Origin of the sequence: Aeromonas salmonicida subsp. salmonicida (assembly GCF_001643305.1) — a bacterium.
Lineage (GTDB): Bacteria > Pseudomonadota > Gammaproteobacteria > Enterobacterales > Aeromonadaceae > Aeromonas > Aeromonas salmonicida.
Genome location: NZ_LSGW01000083.1, coordinates 36,790 through 62,533, shown reverse-complemented (window position 1 = coordinate 62,533; position 25,744 = coordinate 36,790). Strand labels below are relative to the sequence as shown.

General features: G+C 58.9%; 19 protein-coding genes. 9 read left to right on the top strand and 10 right to left on the bottom strand.

All coding sequences use genetic code 11. The features are described 5' to 3' along the window. The first annotated feature begins 86 nt into the window (after positions 1-86). The 3 genes from hrpA to rplY all read left to right on the top strand — a co-directional run bounded on the left by hrpA (position 87) and on the right by rplY (position 5,313). Complete coding sequence (gene hrpA / locus AXW79_RS15465) at positions 87-3,974, top strand: ATP-dependent RNA helicase HrpA (protein ID WP_017412213.1); 3,888 nt, start codon at positions 87-89, stop codon at positions 3,972-3,974. 78 nt (positions 3,975-4,052) lie between these two features. Then, positions 4,053-4,919 carry a LysM peptidoglycan-binding domain-containing protein gene (locus AXW79_RS15460; RefSeq protein ID WP_011898713.1) on the top strand — a complete coding sequence of 289 codons (867 nt, stop codon included), beginning with the start codon at positions 4,053-4,055 and terminating at the stop codon, positions 4,917-4,919. A gap of 106 nt (positions 4,920-5,025) precedes the next feature. Continuing rightward, entirely contained in the window at positions 5,026-5,313 is a 288-nt protein-coding gene (gene rplY / locus AXW79_RS15455) for a 50S ribosomal protein L25 (protein ID WP_005311442.1), read from the top strand. Positions 5,314-5,455: 142 nt separating this feature from the next. On the opposite strand, the gene AXW79_RS15450 is transcribed toward rplY, so the two are convergent. The 3 genes from AXW79_RS15450 to selD are packed head-to-tail and all read right to left on the bottom strand — an operon-like array spanning position 5,456 to position 8,344. After that, on the bottom strand, positions 5,456-6,100 hold the full coding sequence (locus AXW79_RS15450) for an MBL fold metallo-hydrolase (protein WP_005311443.1): 645 nt from the start codon (positions 6,098-6,100) through the stop codon (positions 5,456-5,458). Between the two features lie 29 nt (positions 6,101-6,129). Further along, on the bottom strand, positions 6,130-7,245 hold the full coding sequence (mnmH, locus tag AXW79_RS15445; RefSeq protein WP_005311444.1) for a tRNA 2-selenouridine(34) synthase MnmH: 1,116 nt from the start codon (positions 7,243-7,245) through the stop codon (positions 6,130-6,132). Between the two features lie 58 nt (positions 7,246-7,303). After that, on the bottom strand, positions 7,304-8,344 hold the full coding sequence (gene selD / locus AXW79_RS15440; protein WP_248845848.1) for a selenide, water dikinase SelD: 1,041 nt from the start codon (positions 8,342-8,344) through the stop codon (positions 7,304-7,306). Positions 8,345-8,549: 205 nt separating this feature from the next. On the opposite strand from selD, the gene AXW79_RS15435 reads away from it, so the two are divergent. After that, entirely contained in the window at positions 8,550-9,269 is a 720-nt protein-coding gene (locus AXW79_RS15435; protein ID WP_011898712.1) for a transporter substrate-binding domain-containing protein, read from the top strand. Positions 9,270-9,491: 222 nt separating this feature from the next. Here AXW79_RS15435 and AXW79_RS15430 read toward each other — a convergent pair whose 3' ends face one another. From AXW79_RS15430 to AXW79_RS15420, 3 genes are all read right to left on the bottom strand, one after another. Then, positions 9,492-10,679 carry an acyltransferase family protein gene (locus AXW79_RS15430; protein WP_005311451.1) on the bottom strand — a complete coding sequence of 396 codons (1,188 nt, stop codon included), beginning with the start codon at positions 10,677-10,679 and terminating at the stop codon, positions 9,492-9,494. 339 nt (positions 10,680-11,018) lie between these two features. Further along, positions 11,019-12,209, bottom strand: coding sequence for a class I SAM-dependent methyltransferase (locus AXW79_RS15425; RefSeq protein WP_005311453.1), 1,191 nt, complete (start codon positions 12,207-12,209; stop codon positions 11,019-11,021). Between the two features lie 114 nt (positions 12,210-12,323). Next, positions 12,324-13,754: a methyl-accepting chemotaxis protein gene (locus AXW79_RS15420; RefSeq protein ID WP_005311455.1), complete on the bottom strand. Its 1,431-nt coding sequence runs from the start codon at positions 13,752-13,754 to the stop codon at positions 12,324-12,326. Positions 13,755-13,840: 86 nt separating this feature from the next. Between AXW79_RS15420 and yccX the strand changes: the two genes are divergently transcribed. Then, the gene (gene yccX, locus AXW79_RS15415; protein ID WP_005311462.1) at positions 13,841-14,113 is read left to right on the top strand and encodes an acylphosphatase; all 273 of its coding nucleotides are present in this window, start codon (positions 13,841-13,843) and stop codon (positions 14,111-14,113) included. 69 nt (positions 14,114-14,182) lie between these two features. Here the strand turns inward: yccX and AXW79_RS15410 are convergent, their stop codons facing one another. The 3 genes from AXW79_RS15410 to metG all read right to left on the bottom strand — a co-directional run bounded on the left by AXW79_RS15410 (position 14,183) and on the right by metG (position 17,044). Next, the gene (locus AXW79_RS15410; protein WP_227534455.1) at positions 14,183-14,683 is read right to left on the bottom strand and encodes a glutathione S-transferase family protein; all 501 of its coding nucleotides are present in this window, start codon (positions 14,681-14,683) and stop codon (positions 14,183-14,185) included. Positions 14,684-14,692: 9 nt separating this feature from the next. After that, positions 14,693-14,818: a thioredoxin domain-containing protein gene (locus AXW79_RS23990; protein ID WP_256592947.1), complete on the bottom strand. Its 126-nt coding sequence runs from the start codon at positions 14,816-14,818 to the stop codon at positions 14,693-14,695. 192 nt (positions 14,819-15,010) lie between these two features. Continuing rightward, on the bottom strand, positions 15,011-17,044 hold the full coding sequence (metG, locus tag AXW79_RS15405; RefSeq protein ID WP_005311464.1) for a methionine--tRNA ligase: 2,034 nt from the start codon (positions 17,042-17,044) through the stop codon (positions 15,011-15,013). Between the two features lie 186 nt (positions 17,045-17,230). Between metG and apbC the strand changes: the two genes are divergently transcribed. The 4 genes from apbC (at position 17,231) to AXW79_RS15385 (ending at position 21,610) form a co-directional block, all read left to right on the top strand. Beyond that, positions 17,231-18,313: an iron-sulfur cluster carrier protein ApbC gene (apbC, locus tag AXW79_RS15400; RefSeq protein WP_043144384.1), complete on the top strand. Its 1,083-nt coding sequence runs from the start codon at positions 17,231-17,233 to the stop codon at positions 18,311-18,313. Positions 18,314-18,422: 109 nt separating this feature from the next. Beyond that, the gene (gene udk, locus AXW79_RS15395) at positions 18,423-19,067 is read left to right on the top strand and encodes a uridine kinase (protein WP_011898710.1); all 645 of its coding nucleotides are present in this window, start codon (positions 18,423-18,425) and stop codon (positions 19,065-19,067) included. A 63-nt stretch (positions 19,068-19,130) separates the two neighbouring features. Next, positions 19,131-19,712, top strand: coding sequence for a dCTP deaminase (gene dcd / locus AXW79_RS15390; protein ID WP_005311470.1), 582 nt, complete (start codon positions 19,131-19,133; stop codon positions 19,710-19,712). A gap of 425 nt (positions 19,713-20,137) precedes the next feature. Next, on the top strand, positions 20,138-21,610 hold the full coding sequence (locus tag AXW79_RS15385) for an inorganic phosphate transporter (protein ID WP_005311472.1): 1,473 nt from the start codon (positions 20,138-20,140) through the stop codon (positions 21,608-21,610). Between the two features lie 687 nt (positions 21,611-22,297). Here AXW79_RS15385 and rne read toward each other — a convergent pair. After that, on the bottom strand, positions 22,298-25,360 hold the full coding sequence (rne, locus tag AXW79_RS15375; RefSeq protein ID WP_011898708.1) for a ribonuclease E: 3,063 nt from the start codon (positions 25,358-25,360) through the stop codon (positions 22,298-22,300). Positions 25,361-25,744: the final 384 nt, after the last annotated feature.

Here is a 25,744-nt window from a genome sequence, read left to right as displayed (position 1 = left end):
TTGCACCGCTCCCGCCCGCTCTTTAGGATCTGCCGAAGCTTGTCGATATGGCCCCATGCCGGGCTCTCTATTAAGGAATTTGTACCTTGTCTCTCTCTATCGAGGCGCTGCGCCGCCGTCTATCAGCCTGCATGAACCTTGATGCCCGTCGTCTTTCCAGTCGTCTGAACGGGATCAAGAAGCTGCCCGAGGGCAAGCAGATCACAGTGCTGGAGACCATTGCCGCCGATCTGGACGCAGCGCAGGCGCGTTATCAGTCCCGTCTGGCCGGTGTCCCCAAGGTCACGTACCCGGACAACTTGCCTGTTAGCCAGAAGCAGGCAGAGATCGCCAAGGCGATCAGTGAGCATCAGGTGGTGATCATCGCCGGTGAAACCGGCTCAGGCAAAACGACCCAGATCCCCAAGATCTGCCTGGCGCTGGGGCGCGGGGTGAAGGGCTTTATCGGCCACACCCAGCCGCGCCGTCTGGCTGCCCGTACTGTAGCTGCCCGTATCGCAGAGGAGATGGAGTCAGAACTCGGCCAGTACGTGGGTTACAAGGTGCGCTTTACCGATCAGGTGAGCGAGCAGACCCACATCAAGCTGATGACAGACGGTATCTTGCTGGCGGAGATCCAGAACGACCGTATGTTGACCCAGTACGATACCATCATCATCGATGAGGCCCACGAGCGCAGCCTCAACATCGATTTCATTCTGGGTTATCTCAAGCAGCTGCTGCCAAGGCGCCCCGACCTCAAGGTGATCATCACCTCGGCCACCATAGATCCCCAGCGCTTCTCCCGCCATTTCAACAAGGCGCCGGTGATCGAGGTCTCCGGCCGCACTTATCCCGTCGATGTGCGCTATCGGCCGCTGCTGGAGGGGAGTGACGATCGCGACCAGTTGCAGGGTATCTTCGATGCGGTGCAGGAGCTGGCCGAGGAAGGACTGGGGGACATTCTCATCTTCATGAACGGCGAGCGGGAGATCCGCGATACCGCCGATGCCTTGAACAAATTGGGCCTGCGAGATACAGAAGTGCTGCCGCTCTATGCGCGCCTCTCCAATACAGAGCAGAACCGGGTGTTCCAGCAACACGCCGGGCGGCGCATCGTGCTCGCCACCAACGTGGCGGAAACCTCTCTCACAGTGCCGGGCATCCGTTATGTGATAGACCCGGGCACTGCCCGCATCAGTCGCTACTCCTGGCGTACCAAGGTGCAGCGCCTGCCCATAGAGCCGGTCTCCCAGGCCAGTGCCAACCAGCGCAAAGGGCGTTGTGGCCGGGTGGCGGACGGTATCTGTATCCGCCTCTACTCCGAGGAGGATTTCAACAATCGTCCCGCTTTTACCGATCCCGAGATCCTGCGTACCAACCTGGCCTCCGTCATTTTGCAGATGCTAGCGCTGGGGCTTGGCAACATGGAGGCCTTTCCCTTCGTCGAGCCGCCCGAGTCGCGCCACATCAAGGATGGCCTGAGCCTGCTCAAGGAGCTGGAGGCAGTAAGAGAGCTGCCTGGCACCCGGGATCAGGAACCCAAACTGCAGTTGACTGACATAGGTCGTCAGCTGTCGCGCATTCCCCTTGATCCCCGTTTGGCGAAGATGGTGATCACGGCGGCGCAAACCGGTTGCCTGAGCGAGGTCATGGTGATCACCGCCGGCCTCAGCATCCAGGATCCCCGCGAGCGGCCCATGGAGAAGAAGCAGGCCGCCGACGAGCAACACAAACGCTTTGAAGACAAGGATTCTGACTTCCTTGCCTTCGTCAATCTGTGGAATTACCTCAAAGAGCAGCAGGATGCACTGGGCAGCAACTCGTTCCGTCGCATGTGCCAGAAGGAGTTCCTCTCCTACCTGCGAGTGCGCGAGTGGCAGGATATTCACTTCCAGTTACGCCAGACGGTGAAAGAGCTGGGCTTTAAAGCCAATCATGAACCGGCGGATTTCAAGACGGTGCATTGCGCCTTGCTGACCGGCCTCCTGAGCCATATCGGCAACAAGGATCTGGAGAAGCCCGAGTTTCTCGGCGCCCGCAACGGCCGCTTCCACATTTTCCCGGCCTCGGGTCTGTTCAAGAAACCGCCCAAGTGGGTGATGGCCGCCGAACTGGTGGAAACCTCCCGCCTCTATGCCCGGGTCAATGCCAAGATTGAACCCGAGTGGGTGGAGCCGCTGGCGGCTCACATCATCAAGCTGCACCACAGCGATCCCCACTGGTCGAAGAAGAATGGCGCCGTCATGGCCAAGGAGAAAGTGACCCTGTTTGGTCTGACGCTGGTCAATGAGCGCACCATCAACTTCAGCCGCCTCGATCCTGTGCTGTGTCGAGAGCTCTTTATCCGTCGTGCCCTGGTGGAGGGGGATTTCGAGACCCGTCACCGCTTCTTTGGCGACAACCGCAAGCTTCTGGCCGAGGTGGAGGAGCTGGAGCACAAGTCCCGCCGTCGCGACATTCTGGTGGAGGATGAGGACTTGTTCCGCTTCTACGACGCCCGTTTGCCGGAAGAGGTGATATCAAGTCGCCACTTCGACAACTGGTGGAAAGAGGCACAAAAGCAGGACCCAGAGCTGCTCAACTTCGAGCGGGAGATGCTGATGAAGGGGGATGCGGCCCACATCAGTGATCTCGACTATCCCAACTTCTGGCAGCAGGGGCGACTCAAACTTAAATTGAGCTACCAGTTTGAACCGGGGGAGGCGGCCGATGGCGTTACCCTGCATATTCCGCTGCCATTGCTCAATCAGGTGGAGGTAAAGGGGTTCGAGTGGCTGATCCCCGGGCTGCGCCATGAGTTGCTGGTGGCGCTGATAAAATCCATGCCAAAGCCGATGCGCAAGAATTTCGTACCGGCCCCCAACTACGCCGATGCGCTGCTCGCCAGCCTCAACCCCGAGCAGGGACCACTGCTGGACGAGATGGAGCGTCAACTGCGGCGCATGACGGGGGTGACTGTGCCCCGCGAGGCATGGGACTGGGCTGCGGTGCCCGATCACCTGAAACTCACCTTCCGGGTGGTGGACGATAGGCACAAGCCTATTGCGGAAGGCAAGGATCTGGAGGCACTGAAAGAATCCTTGCGTGGGCGTGTGCAGGAGACGCTGTCCCAGGTGGCGGACGATGATATCGAGCAGTCAGGCCTGACGCTGTGGAGCTTTGGTGAATTGCCGCAGGAATACAGCCAGAAGCGCGGCGGCTTCGAGGTGAAGGCCTATCCGGCCTTGGTGGATGAGAAGGACTCTGTCTCCATCCAGCTGGTGGAGAGCTCTGTGGCCCAGCAGCAGCTGATGTGGGCTGGCCAGCGCCGACTAGTGCTGCTCAACGTGCCATCACCCATCAAGTACCTGCAGGAGAAGCTGCCCAACAAGGCCAAGTTGGGGCTCTATTTCAATCCGTTTGGCAAGGTGGCAGAGCTTATCGATGACTGCATTGCCTGCGGTTGCGACAAGTTGATCGCCCAGCATGGTGGATTGGCATGGGATGAGGCCGGTTTCGAAGCGCTCAAGGAATTTGTGCGCGCCGAGCTCAACGATGCCGTGGTGGAAGTGGCCAGCCAGGTGGAAGCCGTGCTGACGCTTTCTCACGAAATCAAGAAGCGGCTCAAGGGCAAGATGCAGCTCGACACCGCCTTTGCCATGTCGGATATCCAGCTTCAGCTGGGCAACCTCATTCACAAGGGGTTCGTGACCGAGACTGGCTGGCAGCGGCTGCCGGATTTGCTGCGCTACCTGCGAGCCATCGAGCGCCGGATGGAAAAGCTGGCCATCGATCCCAACCGGGATCGGGTTTACATGCTCAAGGTGCAGAGCGTTGAAGCCGAGTACAAGGCTCTCTTGGCCAAGATCCCCAAATCCCAGTTGATCCCGACCGAAGTGGCCAATATCCGCTGGATGATCGAGGAGTTGCGGGTCTCCTTCTTCGCCCAGAATCTGGGGACCCCCTATCCGGTGTCAGATAAACGGGTGCTCAACGCCATCGCCCAGTGCTAATCTGCTGTAGGAGACAGGCAGGTCTTCGTGTCGGTGGCCCTTGCCGCCGACCAGGAAAAGGCTAACGGAGGAGCAAGGATGCTTGGATTCTGGTTAAGCGTGGCAATGGTCAACATCAGTGGCTATCAACCCATAGCCGAGCAAACCTGGGTACAACTGAACCCGGAGTATTACCCGCTACACCGTACTCCGCCGGCCATGTTCGTGGCCTGGCGGGGCAATCAATTTCCCCCCCTTGAGCTCAAGAAAAAGAAGGGCCGCTGGCAGGTGCTGTTTCCGGCCCGGCTGGTGCCCCCTTTTGACCTGTTCGAGGGGGAGGCTCAACTCTCCAAGGCGTATCTGGCCCGGCTCAGGCGTATCGATGAGGCCGCCTACGGGCTTGCGCCCCTGCTGCCTGCCTTGGATCGGGGGCAGAGCCAACAGGCTGCGATCCCTGGTCAGGTACCCTTTATGGCGGAATTTTCCCCGCCGGTGATGCCCGGTCAGCCAAGAGCCATCCGTGATGGAGCCGAGCCGCTGCTGGTGAGTCTCAATCTGCGCGCAACCTGGCTGGCGCCGGAGGCCATGCTGGCGAGTGTCGCCCTAGACGAGGCGAAGAGAGCATCGCAACCCGTTGTCACACCGACATCCGTCAACACAACCTTGACGCTGGCGGCTCCCGCTGCCGGTGGCAAGCAGGTCTGTCATCGGGTGGCATCGGGAGAAACCCTGTGGCGCATTGCTGCGACCCTGGCTCAGAACGGCACTGTCACGGGCATAGCGGGGGACACTTACAGCTATCTGTTGGCCATTGTCGATGACAATCGCCCGCTGATGGGCAACGGCATCCGGGTCAAGGCGGGGGATACCCTCTACTGCCCTGCGCCGCAGACGCTGGCGCGCTTCGATGCCCTGAGTCCTGCACAGCGGCAGCAGCGTTTTGCCCGGCTGGAGCAGGGGCGTTAAGGTATCTTGTCACTGTTCAGGGCCCATGCTAGTATGCGCCCTCGTTTTGCGAGGTGCTGACCGGTCGCAGTCAGCACCATAAATTCATCTATATGAGATAACCACAATGTCTTTCGTATTCCAAGCTGAAGTCCGTTCTGACCTGGGGAAAGGTGCGAGCCGCCGCCTGCGTCACGCTGACCAAGTTCCTGCCATCATCTACGGTGCCGGCAAAGAAGCTCAGTCCATCACTGTTGACCACAAAAAATTCATCATCGCCCAAGAGAAGCCGGAATTCTACGAATCCGTGCTGACCCTGGTCATCAACGGTGAAGAAGTCAACGTTAAAGTGAAGGCTATCCAGCGTCACCCGGTTAAGCCGAAGCTGGTTCACCTGGATTTCGTTCGCGTTTAATAGCGAGCCAATCTGGTTGAAGAAAAAGCCACTCTCAGGAGTGGCTTTTTGCTGTCTGGCGTTTGATGACGCGTGCAGCAAGTCATGAAAGAGGGCGACCCCGGGGTCGCCCTCTTGGCGTCAGTGGCAAGCCTGCTTGCTGTTACCAGACGGCTTGGGTCAGGTAAGGATTGCTTGCCTTTTCTCGGCCAAAGGTGGAGCTGGGGCCATGGCCCGGGATAAAGACAATCTCGTCACCCAGCGGCAGCAGGGTTTCAGTGATCGACTTTATCAAGGTGGCGTGATCACCGCGTGGGAAGTCGGTGCGGCCTATGCTGCCGGCGAACAGCACGTCACCAACCCAGGCGAGTTTTTCGGCCTGGCTGAGCAGGATGACGTGGCCCGGAGTGTGGCCCGGACAGAAATAGACCTCCAGCTCGCAGTTGCCCACTTTCACCTTGTCACCCTGCTCAAGCCAGCTATTCGGCGTGAAAGCAGGGGTATGGGCGAAGCCAAACATCTGGCTCTGCCGGGGCAGCATGTCGAGCCAGAAGGCATCTTCTTTGTGGGGGCCTGTGATGGCTACGCCGGTTGTTTCACGCAGCTCTGCGGCGGCGCCCACGTGATCCAGATGGCCATGGGTCAGCAGGATGTGGGTCAGGGTAAGCCCGCGCTGGGTGATGGCTGCGAGCAGCTTGTCGGCCTCGCCACACGGGTCAATCAGCGCCGCCTGGTGGGTCTCGTCACACCAGATGAGGGAGCAGTTCTGGGCGAATTGGGTGACCGGGATCACCTCGAATTTCAACATAGGGGGTCCTCTTGTTTGACGGGAGTGAGTCAGCCTTGCTGCCGGGCTGCGTGTTGCTCGGCAAAGAAGTCCAGACAGGCCTGCTTCTCACCCCGGAACACGATGCGCTCACGCTTGTTGCCCAGTTGATAGAGATACATGGGGTCGTAGTAGCGGGTCAGCAGCAGGGTGATCCAGGCCAGATGGCGCTCGGTGGTGCCGCTGTTGGCTTGCTCGGCAAGGGCGATTTGCATCAGCTGGTCCAGCTCGCGGTGTGCTTGATCGCCAAGGCGGCGCTTGAGGCGGGCCAGCGCATCGGTGAGATAGGCTGCAAACAGTGGCCAGCCTTCTTCGGCACCAAACATGGCCTGATAACGCAGCCAGAGATCGTGCACATAGTCCTGGCGGATCTGTTCGGCACGCTCGCTCTGCGGCACATCCACCACCACCAGCGGTGCCTCGCACATGGCATCAAACAGGGGGTTGGGCAGGCAGCAGCGGCCGATGAGCCGGCTCTCGTCCTCTACCACGAAAGCATGTTCACCCTGGTGGCGGCGCTTGAGTAGCTCGATGGCCAGCTTGTTTTCAAAATTGATGTTGCTGGGCTGGCCCCCTGGAAGCTGACCAAATGACGAGCCCCTGTGATGGGCATGCCCCTCCAGATCCACCGCCTGAGTCACGTGCTCCAGCATATGGGTCTTGCCGGAGCCGGTCATGCCGGTCAGCACTGTCCAGTGACACTCGGCCGCGGCCTTGTCCAGGGTATCGATGAGAAAACGGCGCATCTCCTTGTAGCCACCGGCTACCCGAGGGCGGGTGACCCCGGCCTCATGCAACCAGAGTTGCACGGTTTGTGAGCGCAGGCCGCCACGAAAGCAGTAGAGCAGGGCATCGGGCTGTTTTCGCAACTGTGCCAACCAGCCGTCGAGCCGTTCTGCACGCACGGCACCCCCCACCAGTTGGTGGCCCAGTTCAATCGCCGCCGCCTGGCCTCGCTGCTTGAAGCAGGTGCCCACCTGGGCACGCTCATCGTCTGTCATCAGGGGCAGACTGGTCGAGCAGGGGAAGGCCCCTTCCTTGAACTCGATGGGGGCACGCAAGTCGATAAGCGGGACATCATCCAGAAAAATCCGGGCCAGATCCGAGGTGAGTGGCAGTTGGCTCATCGCAGGACCTCCAGAGACGTCCGAGCCAGATCCGTATCAATAGCAAGCAGCTGCTGACTCATTGGATAACCTCGATAAACTGGTTTCCGGTATAGGCTTTCAGTTGGCCTATGGGGGAGAGGGTCAGCCCCGCTTGTGTCGCGATGGCAAGGAGCTCGGCTTCACTTTCTTTACCGACGGCAACCAGCAAGCCGCCGCTGGTCTGCGGATCGCACATGATGTTGCGGGTGCGTTCATCCATGGCACCGAGCTTGGCGCCATAGGAATCGAAGTTGCGCAGAGTACCGCCCGGTACGCAGCCCTCAGACAGGTAGTAATCTACTTCGTCGAGCAGTGGCAGCGCCTTGAAATCGAGGGTGGCACACACCCCTGAGCCTTCGCACATCTCAAGCAGGTGTCCCGCCAGGCCAAACCCGGTCACATCTGTCATGGCGTGCACGCCGGGCAGTTCGGCAAAGCGCTGGCCAATCTTGTTGAGGGTGCACATGGCGTTGGGGGCCAGCTGCTCATGTTCGGGCTTGAGCTTGCCCTTCTTCTGGGCCGTGGTGAGGATGCCGATGCCAAGGGGCTTGGTCAGATAGAGGATGTCACCCGCCTGGGCCGTGTCGTTCTGCTTGATGGCATCGAGCGGCACTATGCCGGTCACGGCAAGGCCGAAGATGGGCTCGGGGGCATCGATACTGTGGCCGCCAGCCAAGGATATGCCCGCTTCATGGCACACCTGGCGGCCGCCGTCGATCACCTGCTGTGCAATTTCGGGAGCGAGCGTGTTGATGGGCCAGCCAAGGATGGCAATGGCAACGATGGGCTTGCCGCCCATGGCGTAGATGTCGCTGATGGCGTTGGTGGCCGCGATGCGGCCAAAGGTAAAGGGATCATCGACGATGGGCATGAAGAAGTCGGTGGTGGAAACAATGCCCTGACCGTTGCCGATATCGACCACAGCCGCGTCATCCTTGCTGCTGTTGCCAACCACCAGGGTGGGGTCGTCAAAGCCCGGGATCTGGCTCTTGAGAATGGTGTCGAGCACCTTGGGAGAAATTTTGCAGCCGCAGCCAGCCCCGTGGCTGTATTGGGTCAGACGAATGGAAGACATGATTACCCCTTGTTTGGCTGTTTCTCAAGATGAAACAGCGTATATCAGGCAAAAGGAGATGACCCTGAGCGGGCCATTGGACAGGGCATTATGCCACAAGGACTCTGCGGGTTCGAATCACAATAGCCTGTCGTCTCTGCTGCCTTGACAAAGTGTCCTTCGCTCCTCTTATCTCAAAGGGTTTCCCCACACAGGCAAGAGGTATGAGATGAAATCATGGATGATAGGATTACTGCTGGCACTGTCGACCTTTGGGGCGCATGCCGCGAGTGTGAAGGCTGCGCAAGATCCCTGGCCGCCCTTTGTCATTGATGCCAACAAAGGCATCTCGGTAGAGCTGGTCAAACGCGCACTTGCCACCCAGGGTTATGAGCTCGACATGCGGATCATGCCTTGGGTCAGGGCGTTGTCGGAAGTTGAGGAAGGTAATATCGACATTCTGGTAGGGGCATGGTTCACCGAAGCGCGCACCAAGTCACTGCGTTTCAGTGACGAGTATCTGAAGAATCAGGTCAAATTTATCCAGTTGGCTGGCGGCAGTTTCGAGTTGAATGGCTTGGCCAGTCTCAAAGGCAAGAGCATTGGCATAGTGCGGGGTTATGGCTACGGTGACGACTTCATGCAGGCTGAGCTAAACCGCCAGGAGGCCGGTGACTTGCCGACCAATCTGAAGAAGCTGCTTGATGGGCGTATCGATTTGACGTTGGAAGACGAGGTTGTTGCGCGGGCCATCATGGCCCAGCAGGGGATGGATGCCAGCAAGTTTGCCTTCACGGCCAATGCGCTCTCCACCAACCCGCTCCATATCGCTAGTGGCGTGAAAAACCCACGCGGCCAGGAGTTGATCGAGGCTTTCAACAAGGGATTGGCAATCATCAGTGCAGACGGAACCATGGATCAGATCCTGACCAGTTACGGCGTTAAATAAGCCGCCTGTAGTGAGTCATATCATGGCTAAACCCGGTATCAAGGGGCCACCTTCTTAAGGTGGCCCCTTTTTCAGGTTATTGGGGGGGGCAAGGGGTGACGGGCAGGGTACTGGTAACCATGGTTCCATGCACAACAGCATCGGTTTTAGCTAGCATCCGAGTCGTCTGAGCAAACCTGGAGACGCTGACCGATAGGTTATCCAGTCTTGGTCACTGCTTGTTTAACTGACTCGCTCCATCGCCGCCGGTTGCCGCGACTTGCCAAGGCGGCGCAGGTGCCGTTGCAGTGGCCGTTCCAGCAGGTTGTAGCTTAAAGAAGAGAGACCGATCAGCACTGCCAGCATCAACAGGGTCGCCACCACCCCCAGCAGCGGGTTGGTCTGGGCATACCACCACTCGGTGAGCCCCGGCGCCAGATAGTGGGCAAGCTCGCAGCCGGTGAGCAGCACCAGCGCGTGCAGCAGGTAGATGGAGTAGGAGAGATCCCCCAGCCAGTTGGTGAAGCGGTTGTCCAGCAGGCGCAGCAGCGGGCTCTGACGTTCCCCCTGGGAGGCGGCAATCCAGATCAGCAACACGTAGGCGCCGATCAGCAACAGGGTCAGCTGCGGCGTCATGGTGAATTGCATCAGCACGAAGGGCAGGAGAAAGGCGATCAGCAACGGCAGATCCCGTTGCATCATGGGCAAGCGTCGCGCGACCTTGACCCTGGGCAGCAGCCAGAGTCCGAGCACGAACTCACTCACCCCGCGTCCCACCGCCAGCGCCCCGCTGGTGACATCCAGGGTGCCCCGGCTGTGCACGATATAAGCCAGCACCGTCAGCGCCAGCAGCGGCGCGAGATGGCCCCAGCGACTGCGGGTCACGGCGAGCGGGATCAGCAGCGGGAACAGCAGATAACTTATCCACTCCACGCTGAGGGACCAGGCGGCGAAGTTCCAGGTCAGCCCGTGATTGGTTACCACCTGCAGCAGCAGGAAGGCGCTTGGCAGCGCCTCTGCCGGGGTGAAGGGAGAACCGAAGGGCGGCATCCCTTCCCACTCCCACATCTTGAACAGCGGGCCGGCATAGAAGCCAATCCCGTGCCGGGCCTTGTAAAGCTCCCAGCCGACCAACAGCACCAGGGTGACAACGTAGAGGGGGTAGACCCGGGTCAGCCTCAGCCAGAGGAAGCGTCCATAGCCGATGGTGCGGGGCCCGTGGCTGAATGCCTCCCCATAGACGTGGGCCAGCACCAGTCCGCTCAAGATAAAGAAGAGATCGACCCAGAGGTAGCCGTTTTCGATGAGTTGCGTGTGGCCTGCGATCGACTCCATCCACTGGGGAAAGAGCAGTAATCGGGCATGGAATAGCACCACCATCAGGGCAGCGATGCCCCTCAGCGGTGTCAACAGCGGCAATGATTGATTCATATCGGGATCCCTTGTGATGTTCAGCTTGGCCTGACATCGATTTTGTTGTTGTGCAGGGGCATCAAGCCTGATGCCCCGCAGCCTTGACTCATGCTGGTCACAGGCGGGACCACACTACCCAAAAGAGAGTCATACGAGTGTGATTAAAGTCATAAAGTGTGCACGGATTGTGTACAACAACAGTTCAAGCAGTGAAATAAAGACAGGGAAAGATAACAGGCCGAAGAAGAATGAGGGGGGCAAGGGAGCCGCGTCTCGCTCGGGCATTATACGCAGCGATGCCTAAAAATCAGGCCCGCAATGCGGGCCTGTTTGATCAAAGGGAACGGGTATTGACGATCAGCGGGCGCGAACCACCAGCCCTTTGAGATAGAAGCCTTCCGGATAGGCGGTGCCAATGGGGTGATCGGAGGCTTGTGACAACAGCTCCAGGATCTGGGCATCGCGACCGGCGTCGAGCGCCGCATCGGCGACTATCTTCTGGAACAGGCTCTGCTCCATCAGGCCGGAGCAGGAGTAGGTCAGCAGCACGCCACCCGGCGCCAGCAGCTGGAACGCCAGCATGTTGATGTCCTTGTAGCCGCGGCAGGCACCCAGCAGCTGGGCCTTGCTCTCGGCAAACTTGGGCGGATCCAGCACGATAACATCGAACTTCTCACCCTTCTCGCGGTATTCACGCAGCAGCTTGAACACGTCGTGACGGATGAACTGGGTGTTGGAGATATCCAGCCCGTTCAGCTCGGCGTTCTGGCGGGCCATATCCAGCGCAGTCTGGGAGAGATCCACGTTGACCACTTCTTTGGCGCCACCCTTGAGGGCATAGATGCCAAAGCCACCGGTGTAGCTGAAGCAGTTGAGCACCCGCTTAGCCGAGGTGTACTTGGAGACAGCCTGGCGGTTGTCGCGCTGATCCAGATAGAAGCCGGTCTTGTGACCGTTACGGATGTCCACCAGGATCTTGACGCCGTTCTCTTCGATCACCACAGGCTCGGTCGGGGTCTCGCCATGGATGACGCCGGTGCGCTCTTTCAGCCCTTCCTTCTTGCGCACTGCCACGTCGGAGCGCTCATAGATGCTGCACTCTGGGTAGAGGGTACGCAGCGCCTGGGTGATCAGCTCGCGCTGGAACTCGGCACCGGCGGAGAGGATCTGGCACACCAGGAAATCGGCATAGCTGTCTATGGTCAGACCCGGCAGACCGTCGGATTCGGCGGCGCACAGGCGATAGCCGGTGAGGCCCTGACGCTTGATCAGCGGATCGCGGGACTCCTGGGCATATTTAAGGCGACGCAGGAAGAAGTCGAGATCGACTGTCTCCTCTTTATCGAAGGTCCAGACCCGGGCACGGATCTGGGAGCTGCCTGACCAGGCACCACGGGCGAGCCACCGGCCATCGTTGGCGTAGATCTCGACGGTATCGCCGTCAACGGGATTGCCTTCAACCCGCTCAATCCCCTTGGAGAAGATCCAGGGGTGACGGCGCAGCAGGGATTTTTCGCGGCCTTTGACGAGATAGATGAAAACGCTCATGGGTGTTTGCCGATGGTAAAAAGAAAAGGGGCCACATTCTATGTGGCCCGCTGGTAAAACTCAAACAACCTTGGCAAGAGAGCCTGGCTTGTCTGATCTGGCATCAACTTCAGATCAGATCTTGAGCCCCTTCAATGCCTGGGCCAGCTCGGTTGCCGTGCCTTTGAGACCGGCAGTGCCGGCCACCGAAGCGCTGGCGGATTCCTCCACCTGACCCGCTTCGTGGCGCACCTGGTCCAGGTTGCGGGTGATCTCCTCGGCGACCGAGCTCTGCTCCTCGCTGGAGGTGGCTATCTGGGTGCTCATCTCCAGCACGGCATCGCTGTGGTTGCTGAGCTTGTCGATGTCGAGCCCCACTTCACTGATCAGCGCCTGGCTGCTGGCGGCGCGCCCGACTGTCTTCTCCATGATGTCGTTGAGGGCACCGGTGCCGGCCTGCAGCTCTTCGATCATCTGCTGGATCTCCACAGTGGCCTGCTGGGTGCGGCTGGCGAGGGTGCGCACCTCGTCCGCCACCACCGCAAAGCCACGACCCTGCTCACCCGCGCGGGCGGCTTCGATGGCGGCATTGAGGGCCAGCAGATTGGTCTGCTGGGAGATGGCATTGATGACGTTGACCACCTCGTTGATGCGATTGGCGTTGTGGGTCAGTCGCTCCACCGCGCCTGAGGCGTTGCCTATCTCGTCGGCCAGGGTGCGGATGGCGGCTATGGTACGCGATACCCGGGCGGCGCCGTTGGCCGCCTCTTCGCTCGATTGGCGAGTCTGCTGCAGAGTGTCGTTGGCGTTGCGGGCAACTTCCCGAATGGCGGCCGACATCTGCTCCATGGCGGCCGCCAGGGAGTCCATGTGCTGGCGCTGGGAGCGGGCCATGGTTTCTCCTTCGCTGGCGTGGTCACGAAACTCGTCGGCGGCCATGGTAAGTGCCTCGGCAGACTCTTCCACCAGCTGCACTATCTTGTGCTGGCGGTCGGTGAATCTGTCTATGCTGCCCGCCAGGATGGAGAACTCGTCCCGCACCGGGAAGAAGTTGAGACGGAAGGTGAGATCCCCGTCAGCCACTGTCTGCAACGCCTTGTTGGTGGAGTAGAGGGCGCCGGAGACAAAGGTCATCAGGTAGTGGGTGATGAGGGCCAGCAAGGCCGCCAGCACGGCGATGATGGTGAGGGTGGTGCCCTGTCCGTCCCACATGGAGTAGCGGCCGGCATCCAGGCTGCCGGTCACGAAGCCAGCCTGGCCTGCGCTGGCACTGAAGCGGTAGTTGTCTCCCTGTTGGGTCAGGCCAGCACTGCCGGTCGGGCTCAGGGTGAGATCCGCAGGCAGAGTGAGGGTCGGTTGCTGGCTCACCAGCTGGGCGCTGGTCTGGACCCTTTGTTGGAGTTGATCCAGCCTGATCTGCATCTGCTGATCATGACCATCGGCCAGCAGATACCAGGTGAGAAAGGCGATAAACAGCCGAGGGCACCAGAAGGTAATGAGAAATTTTTCACTGATCGTGAGATGAATGAGATAGCGGTCAACCCACCGGAATTTTACTTCTTTCATAATGATATTGCGTCCTGCAAGGGGGAAGAGAGTGTCGCGCTCATTATCGCCTTGGAGAGAAATTTCTTAAGGGAAAGGTGTGAGAAATGGGAGAGCAATCGTTTGTCGTGCACGTCTGGGGTCAGGTGCAAGGGGTGGGATTTCGCTACTTTACCCGTGAGCGGGCGTTGCAACTGGGACTGCGTGGCTACGCCTACAACCTGGCTGATGGCTCGGTGGAGATCCTGATCTGTGGTCCCGAGCAGGGGGTGCAGATGATGCTGGGCTGGCTGGAGCACGGGCCGCGCACCGCCGAGGTGACTAGGATGGAGTATGAAGAGGCACCGCCACCACAGAAAGGGGGATTTCACACCAATTGAGCGGAGGGAAACCGCCATGCCACGCATAAAAACGGGAGCCATCGGGGCTCCCGTTTGCCTATGTTGGTGTCAGCTTGCCTGGGCGGCGTCGGCGATGGCCTGGGTCTTGGCCAGCACGGCTTGCAGGGCTGGGCGTTTTGCCAGGCGATCCCGATAGGCGGTCAGCTTGGGGGGAATGGTCTGCTCGAAGCGGGTTGCCCACATCAGGGTATGGGCCAGCAGCAGATCCGCTATGGTGACCTGCTCCCCCAGCAGGTAGCCCTGCTCGGGCACCCAGGACTCGGCGATGGCCGCCGCCTTGTCAAACTCCCACTTGGCGGTGGGGAAGATGGCTGGCAGGCGCTGGGGTTCCGGCAGGGCAAACTTGTGTTTGCCGATGGTCCACAAGGGTTGCTCCAGCTCACAGGTAATGAAGCTGACCCACTGGGCATGCAACGCCGATGCCTGCGTCCCTCTGGCTGGCAGCCAATCCGAGCCATAGACTTCGGCCAGGTACTGCATGATGGCGGCGGATTCGGTCAGTACGAAATCCCCATCTTTGAGCACCGGCATCTTGCCGCTCGGGTTCAGCGCCAGAAATCACTCACTGCGATTCTCGCCCTTGGCGAAGTCGAGAAACTGAAATTGCCACGCCACGCCCAACTCTTCCAGTAACCAGGATATGCGCAGTGCCCGGCTGACCGGGGTTCCGTATAAGGTGATCATGTTTGCTCCTTGTCTGATGAGTGACGGGCCCATGTGCGCCCCTTGGTGAAAAGGCAGTCTAGGCAAATTGTGCCGCGGCAACAACCGCCTATGTGTGGGGGATCGGGGGCGAGTCTGCCCATGCCGTGGGAAAATGGCATAAAAAAGAGAGGCCAGATGGCCTCTCTTTTCATGGGGTTGCAGCCAGCGTGCTTACTTGACGCGCATGCCTGGCTGGGCGCCTTCCTGCGGCTCCAGGATCCAGAGGTCCTTGCCGCCCGGGCCTGCGGCCAGCACCATGCCTTCGGACATGCCAAAGCGCATTTTGCGCGGCGCCAGGTTGGCCACCATCACGGTCAGCTTGCCTTCCAGATCTTCCGGGTTGTAGGCGGACTTGATGCCGGCGAAGACCTGACGGGTTTCACCGCCCAGATCCAGTTGCAGCTTGAGCAGCTTGTCCGCTTCCGGTACCGCTTCCGCCTTCTTGATCAGCGCGACGCGCAGGTCAATCTTGGCAAAATCGTCATAGCTGATGGTTTCGCTGATGGGGTCATCTGCCAGCGGGCCTGTCACTTTCGGTGCCTGCTCCTTGGCCAGGTCTTCCTTGGAGGCCTCGATCATGGCTTCAATCTTGGCAGGCTCGATGCGGGAGAACAGTGCCTTGAAGGGGGTCAGCTGATGGTTGGTTAGCGGCAGGGCGACGCCATCCCAGGTGAGGGTCTCACCCAGGAAGGCTTCGGCACGCTCGGCCAACAGTGGCATGACCGGCTTGAGGTAGGCCATCAGCACGCGGAACAGGTTGATGCCCACGGAGCAGACCGCCTGCAGCTCGGCGTCTGCGCCTTCCTGCTTGGCCAGCACCCAGGGCGCCTTCTCATCCACATAGCGGTTGGCCTTGTCGGCCAGCGCCATGATCTCACGGATGGCGCGGCTGAATTCGCGCGCTTCATAGGCCTCGCTGATGGAGGCGCTGGCGTTGGCGAACTCGGCATAGAGCTCGGGCTCGGCACAGGTAGCGGCCAGCTTGCCGTCGAAACGCTTGGCGATAAAGCCGGCATTGCGGGAGGCGAGGTTGACCAGCTTGTTGACCACGTCGGCGTTGACCCGCGCCACGAAGTCATCCAGGTTGAGATCCAGATCGTCGATGCGGCTGTTGAGCTTGGCGGCGTAGTAGTAGCGCAGGCACTCAGGATCCAGGTGGTTCAGGTAGGTGGAGGCCTTGATGAAGGTGCCCTTGGACTTGGACATCTTGGCACCGTTGACGGTCACATAGCCGTGTACGTTGACCTTGGTCGGCTTGCGGAAACCCGCGCCTTCCAGCATGGATGGCCAGAACAGGCAGTGGAAATAGGCGATGTCCTTGCCGATGAAGTGATAGAGCTCTGCCTCGGAGTCCGCCTTCCAGTAGCTGTCAAAGTCGATATCGCCGCGCTTGTTGCACAGGTTCTTGAACGACGCCATATAGCCGATGGGAGCATCCAGCCAGACGTAGAAGTACTTGCCAGGCGCGCCCGGGATTTCGAAACCGAAATAGGGAGCGTCACGAGTGATGTCCCACTGCTGCAGGCCGCTCTCGAACCACTCCTGCATCTTGTTGGCCATCTCTTCCTGAATGGCGCCGGAGCCGCGTACCCAGCCGGCCAGCCAGGTTTCGAACTGGGGCAGGTCGAAGAAGAAGTGCTCGGAGTCCTTCATCACCGGGGTCGCACCGGAGACGGCGGATTTCGGATCGATGAGCTCGGTCGGGCTGTAGGTGGCACCGCAGCTGTCGCAGTTGTCGCCGTATTGCTCCGGAGACTTGCACTTGGGGCAGGTGCCCTTGACGAAGCGGTCCGGCAGGAACATGGATTTTTCCGGATCGAACAGCTGAGTGATGGTGCGGCCCTTGATAAAGCCACCGTCTTTCAGACGACCGTAGATCAGCTCCGCCAGTTCGCGGTTCTCATCACTGTGGGTGGAGTGATAGTTGTCGAAGCTGATATTGAAACCGGCGAAGTCGGTCTGGTGCTCTTTGGAGACAGCCGCGATCATCTCTTCCGGGGTGATCCCCATCTGTTGCGCCTTGAGCATGATGGGGGTGCCATGGGCATCATCGGCACAGATGAAGTGCACCTGATGGCCACGCATTCGCTGATAACGAACCCAGATATCGGCCTGGATGTGTTCCAGCATGTGGCCAAGATGGATGGAGCCATTGGCGTAGGGGAGGGCGCAGGTTACCAGCATTGTACGAGGATCAGTTGCCATATAGTCGTTCTTGATGTGCTTGTTGGGATGATACAGTGCCGTGCATGTTACCCGAATTGGGGGTCGCCTGCCTAGGGTGGCGGCGCTGTCCGCCCTGGTGCTCGCGCTGGTTGGCAAGCAGGCAAGCCACTGATTTGTGTGCGGTAACAGTTCACCTCAAGATAATGACAAGATAATGAGGAGTTACTGGTGATTGATTCAGTAAAACAGATCCTGGCCGAATTTAAGCCGACAGGGTGGGACAAGGATCTGGTTGCGGCCGGGTTTGCGCGCAGCATAGAGCAGCAAGGGCAAGGCCTGGTCATCAAACTGGTGTTGCCCTTTGCCGGATCTTCCCTGTTTGAGCAGATCAAGCAGGAGTTCGATGCTCGCCTGCGTACCGCTACCGGTGCGACCCGCATCGACTGGACCTGTGACATCGAGGTGGCCAGCATGCCGCGGGCGCAAGGGCTGGCCGCGGTGCAGGGCATTCGCAACATCCTGGTGGTCGCCTCCGGCAAGGGCGGGGTCGGCAAGTCGACCACCGCCGTCAACCTGGCGCTGGCGCTGCAAAAAGAGGGGGCGCGGGTCGCCATTCTGGATGCGGACATTTATGGCCCCTCCATTCCGACCATGATGGGTACCCTCAAGGAGCGTCCCAGCAGCCTTGACGGCAAGTTGATGGAGCCCGTGATTGCCTGTGGCCTCAAGAGCAACAGCATTGGTTATCTGGTGGCCGAGCAGGATGCCACCATCTGGCGCGGCCCCATGGCGAGCAAGGCGCTGGCCCAGATCCTCCATGAGACCCGTTGGGGCGAGGTGGACTATCTGGTGGTGGACATGCCGCCAGGCACGGGGGACATACAACTCACCATGGCCCAGCAGGTACCCACGTCGGCAGCCGTGATCGTCACTACGCCGCAAGATGTGGCGCTGGCCGATGCCCGCAAGGGGGTCGCCATGTTCAACAAGGTCAATGTGCCCGTGCTCGGCATCATAGAAAACATGAGCTATCACGTTTGCAGTGCCTGCGGCCATCACGAGTCCTTGTTCGGGACAGGTGGCGGCCAGAAGATGGCAGAGCAGTATAATGTGGCGCTGCTGGGTCAGCTGCCGCTGCACATTGATATCCGCCAACACATGGATGATGGCTGCCCAACCGTGTTCGGTGCACCGGAAGGAAGTCTGGCACAGGCCTATCTGAAGCTGGCTCGTCGGGTGGGGGCTGAACTCTATTCCAGCGGTAAACCGATTGCGACCCCTCTCTATGCCATGGCGCTGGATGAATAATCGGCTGTCGGCTGTTTGAGGTGGATTTGAGGGTGGGCATGGCTCACCCTTTTTTATATAATGGATCGGTTTAAACAATCCCCACTGCTCTTCTCTTTAGGTATTTTCAATGTCTGATACTCAACATTCGTGTGTGATCATCGGTATTGCTGGCGCATCCGCGTCTGGCAAGAGTCTTATCGCTCAAACCATTTATGAAGAGCTGGTGGCCGAACTGGGCGCAGGTCAGATTGGTGTGATCACCGAAGATTGCTACTACCGTGATCAGACCCACCTGACCATGGAAGAGCGGGTCAAAACCAACTATGACCACCCCAATGCCCTGGATCACGATCTGCTGGTGCAGCATCTGAGCCAGTTGGTGAAAGGGGATGCGGTCAATATCCCCCAGTACTCTTATACAGAGCACACCCGCATGAACGATGTGACGCCGTTCGCCCCGCGTCGGGTGATCATTCTGGAAGGGATCCTGCTGTTGACCGACAGTCGCTTGCGGGATCTGATGGATGCCTCCATCTTCATGGATACCCCGCTGGATATCTGTCTGCTGCGCCGTTTGGTGCGTGACGTACAGGAGCGTGGTCGTACCATGGATTCCGTACTCAAGCAGTATCAGAAAACCGTGCGTCCCATGTTTTTGCAGTTTATCGAGCCTTCCAAGCAGTACGCGGACGTGATCGTGCCCCGCGGTGGCAAGAACCGCATCGCCATCGACATGCTCAAGGCGCGCATTCTCCACATGTTGATTGGTTAAGATGAAACAAGCCGGGTGATGCCCGGCTTTTTTAAATGAACATTTTGTCAGGAGAGTCGCCCAATGCGTCTTTGTGATACCGATATTGAACGTCATCTGGATGAGGGCAAGATCGTCATTGAGCCAAGGCCCGGTGTTGAGCGGATCAGCGGCGTCAGCGTCGATGTGCTGCTGGGCAACGAGTTTCGGGTATTTCGCGATCATACCGCTCCCTATATTGACTTGAGCGGCCCGAACAGCGAGATGGCCGATGCCATCGATCGGGTGATGAGCGACGAGATCCACATTCCGGATGGCGAAGCCTTTTATCTGCACCCGGGCCAGCTGGCGCTGGCGGTGACCTATGAATCCGTCACCTTGCCTGCGGATATTGTCGGCTGGCTGGATGGCCGCTCCTCCCTGGCCCGTCTCGGTCTGATGGTGCACGTCACGGCGCACAGGATCGATCCGGGCTGGTCTGGCCGCATAGTGCTGGAGTTCTACAACGGTGGCAAACTGCCGCTGGCGCTACGCCCCAAGATGAAGATCGGTGCCTTGAACTTCGAGATGCTCTCCGGCCCAGCCGCCCGCCCTTACAACAAGCGGGAAAACGCCAAGTACAAGAGCCAGCAGGGCGCCGTTGCCAGCCGCATCAACCAGGATTGATATCCCCTGATGTGATCCACTTGCTGAGTGTTGAAAGGGGCGCCCATAGCGCCCCTTACTGTTGGGCTTGACATTGTGCCCAGTGACAGCGTGCAGGAGACCCAAGTGGTTGGGGCAGGGGAGCGGGCTGATTGCTTGCCCTTATGTCTCCATTATCAGGTGTCGGTCGGCCGAAAATTGACGTTGGAGCCGATAGAAGATCTGTCTTGCGCTGCCTGAATGTGATGAATTGTCCCCATTTGGGGACTGTTTTTGTCAGCTCAAGTTTGTTTAATTAATCAATGAAAAGCCTCGTCGTGACTGGCTCTAAGCTATTTCCCTACTGAATGCCCTTTTTTTTTCTTACTGAAATATTTCAACAACGGGTATGGCACCGCCAGCCTTCTGGCATAATCCGCCGCAACTCATAAACAGGTTCGTTTTTTATGTTTGAAATGTTTAGTGGTTTGGGTTTGTGGTGGTCAATCGGTTTGGTATTGGCCGTTTTTTTTGTGCTTGCCTATGAATTCATCAATGGCTTTCACGATACCGCCAACGCGGTAGCAACGGTTATCTACACCAAAGCGATGCCAGCTCACCTGGCGGTAGTCGCATCCGGGATCTTCAACTTTTTTGGCGTCATGTTCGGCGGTCTGGGCGTGGCCTATGCCATTGTCCATTTGCTGCCGATTGATTTGCTGTTGGGCATGGATTCCACCCAGGGTTTGATCATGGTGTTCTCCCTGCTGTTTTCCGCCATTGTCTGGAATCTGGGGACCTGGTTCCTGGGCATTCCGGCCTCCAGTTCTCACACACTGATCGGTTCCATTCTGGGGGTAGGCGGCGCCTATGCCTGGCTCAACCATCAGCCGCTGACTCAGGGCATCAACGTCGCCAAAGCCATCGACATCATGCTTTCCCTGATCATCTCGCCGACCGTGGGCTTCATCGTGGCAGCCCTGTTGCTGTTTGCCATGAAGCGAGTCTGGTTGGGAAGCAAGATCCACAAGACTCCGGAAGAGCGGTTGCTGGTGGACGGGAAGAAGCACCCGCCGTTCTGGGCGCGCCTCACCCTGGTGGCTTCTGCTATGGGGGTAAGCTTCGTGCACGGCTCCAACGATGGTCAGAAGGGCATTGGTCTGGTGATGCTGGTGTTGATCTGCATGGCCCCCGCCTATTTTGCACTGGACATGAACAGCCGTTCCTACGAACTGGATCGCACCCAGGATGCCAACCAGCGCATCATGGAGATCTATCAGCGCAACCACGAGCTGGTGTCTCAGGTCGTGGACTTCAAGGTGCCTGCTCAGGCCCAGGAAGAACTGATGACCCATTGCTCTGCGGACGCTACGCTGCAAAACATGGCAACCCTGGATGCCCGTCTGGGCGTTGTGCGTACCTATGAAGAGATGGACCTGACCAATCGTCGGGAAGTGCGTCGCCTGCTGCTGTGCATTGACGACACAGCGCGCAAGGTGTCCAAGCTGCCGCTGCCGGCCAAAGAGCTGACTGACCTTGCCAAATGGCGCAAGGATCTGACAGCGACCGCTGAATATGCACCGACCTGGGTCATCGTCTCCATCGCCTTGGCGCTGGGTTGTGGCACCATGGTAGGCTGGCGTCGTATCGTCTACACAGTGGGTGAGAAGATAGGCGCCACCGGCATGACATACAGCCAGGGCATTGCCGCCCAGATCACTGCGGCAGCTTCCATCGGTGTTGCCAGTTTGACCGGTATGCCGGTGTCCACCACCCATATCCTCTCTTCTGCGGTAGCGGGGACCATGGTAGCGAACAAATCTGGCCTGCAGAGCCAGACCATCAAGACCATATTGATGGCCTGGGTGCTGACCTTGCCGCTGACCATGTTGCTCTCGGGCGGTCTGTTCCTTATCAGTCACCATCTGTTTGGCGGCTGATAACAGCTAATCTTGTTGATTGACGAAGGGCCTGCGGGCCCTTTTTCATTTCTCTGGATCAGAGTCCGTCCGCTTATTCTCGAAGCAATGCAAAGCGTTGACCAAACAGTATGGGCTTCCGGGTTATATTATGTATGCCATCAAACTGGAGACGTCACTCAGGGGGCTGCTACTCTATGCTGTCGTCAGCATACGGTACATACCCAGGGCGCAAGAGGGGGCATCTGTGCTCATCATCTGGGACATGCCAACATGTTCTCCATTACCGCAGATACCCATCCTGGCTGAATATGGGAGACAGATGTGACAGAGGATCCCTGGCTAAACAGAGTCTCTGCTTGCTCGCCCCAAGACAGACACGAGTAGACAAGGGTGAGCAGGGCATGTGCAGGGCTCTTGCTCAACCAACGCATTTGTCCGAGAGAGGGGTGATGACAGGCAAGCATCAATCATAAGCGCGGGGCCAGGCATCATTGTCTAATGAAGCGAACTGGCTGGAGAGGCAATAAGGGCTTGCTAGCGTTGCCAAAGGGATGACACCAGCTGACTGGTGCGGGGCAGGGGAATCTTATATGCCGGAGAGCAGGGGGGATATTGCAGCGGGAGCCTCATCTACCTGAATTGAGGATAAAAAAAGAGCCACCACACTGTGTGGCTCTTTTTTCTATCAGGCTAGTTAGCCAGCTATCAAGGACGACCAGCCGGGCTGGTTGCCACATTGACGGCAGCAGTACTGCCCGCATGACGGCCAGAGCTTGCCACTTCGCTGCGAACCAGCGGTGCTTGCTCTACCGGCTCACGCTCCGGCTGGGCTGGCGCTGCAGCAGGCGTTGCCATCGGGGCTGAAGCCTTGCGAGCGCTGGCCAGCAGACCGGCACCCTTGTTGACCTGCTTGGCCACTGGAGCTGCAACAGCCACCTTGGCGACAGGCTGTTCAGCCGCAGGCTCAGCAACCGGTTCAACCACAGCAACGTCAGCAGTCACGACCGGCGCAGTTTCGATGACAGCAGGAGCTGCCTCAATGGTCGCAGCTTCGGCAACAGGGGCTGCTTCGGCAACAACAGGGGCCTCAACCGCAGGCGTTGCTGCAACGACCTCAGCAGTCATGATCTCGACAGGTGCTGCAACTACGGCTACGGCGGCTTCTGCTTGCTCACGAGCTTCTTCGGCAACGGCTTCTGCCACTACGTGCTCGGTCAGAGCGGAAGAGGCTTGTACGGCAGCGGCAATGGCAGCGGCGCTCGGGATGGTGACGACAGGCACAGCCGGATCTTCCACCTTCACCTGAGCAGCATCCGCCTGGGCGGCTGTGGTCATGGTTGCAGTGTCGGCCTGCGGCTCTTCATCATCACGCTGGCTGCGGGCATCTTCGTTGATGCGCTTGCGGCGTTGACCCTCGATACGCTGAGTGCGCGGGGTGCGACGGGAACGACGCTGGCCGTCGGCCTGCTCGTCACTCTGCTCAACGGTATCCGCCACGACAGCAACGGGAGCCTCGGTCGGCACAACAGCAACATCGCTGGCCGGTACGTCGGCACGGATCTGCTTGCGCAGTTGACGACGTTCGCGGCGCTCGGCGACTTTCTGCTCTTTTTCCTGCTGCGGCTCGGCGCTGACAACGGCAGTTTCAACGATTTCTACTGCTTCAACGACCGCCTCGGCACGGGGCTCGCGCGGTGCACGGGGCTCACGAGCCGGACGCGGGGCACGCGGTTCACGTTCCTGACGCGGTTCGCGGGGCTCACGTTCCACTCGCTGCTCGCTGCGTACTTCAGTGCGAGTTTCACGTTCCTGACGGGGCTCACGCTCTTTGCGCGGACGACGGTTGCGGCTTTCGCCACCCTCGCGGTTGGCGGCGGCTTCGCGCTTCTCACCCGCTTCAGCTGTGTTGCGGCTGTTGCGGTTGTCGTCACGACGGGGACGCTGACCACGGCCACGGGTGTCATCACGCTGATGACGATGAGCCTCGTCCTTGCGTGCTTCCCGTTGCACTGCCGGTTTCTCGGCTGGTGCCTTGACATCGGCAGGGGCTGCGTCGGAACCGAACAGACCTGAAATGGCCTTGAACAGTTTGCCAAACAGACCCGCTTCCGCTTTGGCGGCAACGGGGGCTGGCGCCGCGACGGGGGCAGCAACTGCAGCCGGCGCAGCCGGTTGAGGTGCCTGGACGAAGCCTTGCAGCAGCGGTTGCTCACGCTCGATCACCTGAGTCTGCTTCGGCTGGTAGACCGGCTTGGCAATCTCGGTTTTCAGCTCGTAGCTGGCCGCTTCCGGGATTTCGTTCTGACGGATGCGGGTCACTTCGTAGTGCGGGGTTTCCAGGTGCTGGTTAGGAATGATGTACAGACGTACTTCATTACGCTGTTCCAGACTGGCGATGGAGGCGCGCTTCTCGTTGAGCAGATAGGCGGCAACATCGACCGGCACCTGAGCATGAACCTGCTCTGTGTTGTCCTTCATGGCCTCTTCTTCGATGAGACGCAGTATGGACAAGGCCAGTGATTCGTTGTCACGGATGACCCCCTGGCCCTGGCAACGGGGGCAGATATGACTGCTTGACTCGTTGAGGGAGGGGCGCAGACGCTGACGGGACATTTCCAGCAGACCGAAACGGGAGATACGGCCCAGCTGGATGCGGGCGCGGTCCTGATGTACCGCTTCACGCAGACGGTTTTCCACTTCGCGCTGATGGCGAACCGGCGTCATGTCGATGAAGTCGATGACGATCAGGCCACCCAGGTCGCGCAGACGCAATTGACGGGCAATTTCATCGGCCGCTTCCAGGTTGGTTTGCAGCGCCGTCTCTTCGATATCGCCGCCCTTGGTGGCGCGGGAGGAATTGATATCGATGGAGGTCAGTGCTTCGGTCGGGTCTATGACTATGCTGCCGCCGGAGGGCAGGCGCACTTCGCGCTGGAAGGCCGACTCGATTTGGCTCTCAATCTGAAAGTGGTTGAACAGGGCAACTTCACCCTTGTACAGCTTCACGCGGTTGAGGAAATCGGGACGAACCAGCTCGATGTGAGCACGGGCACGTTCAAAGATGACAGGGTCGTCGATCAGGATCTCGCCGACATCGCGACGCAGGTAGTCACGAATGGCGCGTACTATCACGTTGCTTTCCTGGTGGATAAGTACGGGAGCAGTTCGGTCCTGTGACGCCTTGTGGATGGAATCCCAGTGGTTGAGCAGAACGTTGAGATCCCATTCCAGCTCTTCCGGGGATTTGCCAACACCGGCGGTACGCACGATGAGGCCCATGCCGTCCGGCACTGTCAGTCCGCTCAGGGCTTCTTTCAGTTCTGTCCGTTCATCGCCCTCAATGCGGCGGGAGATACCGCCTGCACGGGGGTTGTTCGGCATCAGCACCAGGTAGCTACCGGCCAGGCTGATAAAGGTGGTGAGGGCTGCACCCTTGGTGCCACGCTCTTCTTTATCGATCTGGACGATCACTTCCTGGCCTTCGCGGACCACTTCTTTGATGTTGGGACGACCCTGATAGGAATAACCGGAGGGGAAGTAATTGCGGGCGATTTCCTTTAACGGCAGGAAACCGTGGCGTTCAGCGCCGTAGTCGACAAAAGCAGCTTCGAGACTGGGTTCTACGCGGGTGATCTTACCCTTGTAGATGTTCGCTTTTTTCTGCTCATGGCCCGGACTTTCAATATCCAAATCGTAGAGCTGTTGTCCGTCAACCAGCGCTACGCGCAACTCCTCTTCCTGAGTCGCGTTGATTAGCATTCTTTTCATTGAGTTCTCGTTATTTTGTCATTTTGATTTCCTCCACAGGATCCTGCCGGCGCCGGCCTCGGGTCTTCAGCATACTTGGGCAACCTCCCGGTTGGGGTATGCATGAGGCGCAAACTAAGGGCGCTCTGGTTCGGCCTTCTCGAGAAGGCATGAATTAAGGATGCCGATGTGGAGACAAATAATCGGTTCTGCTTGTGTTCTCCATGCGTTGTACCTCGCACCCGGGAACCGTCATGTTCTTGTATACACGGTGTTTTGGGATTGGGTGGCATAAATATTGGCCACTTAGTACAAGGCTTGAACACAATGACAAAACCTTGTTTATTATCCCATTTAAACCACTTTTATAGCAAGGCGCCATTTTTCAACAAAGCATGCAGCCAA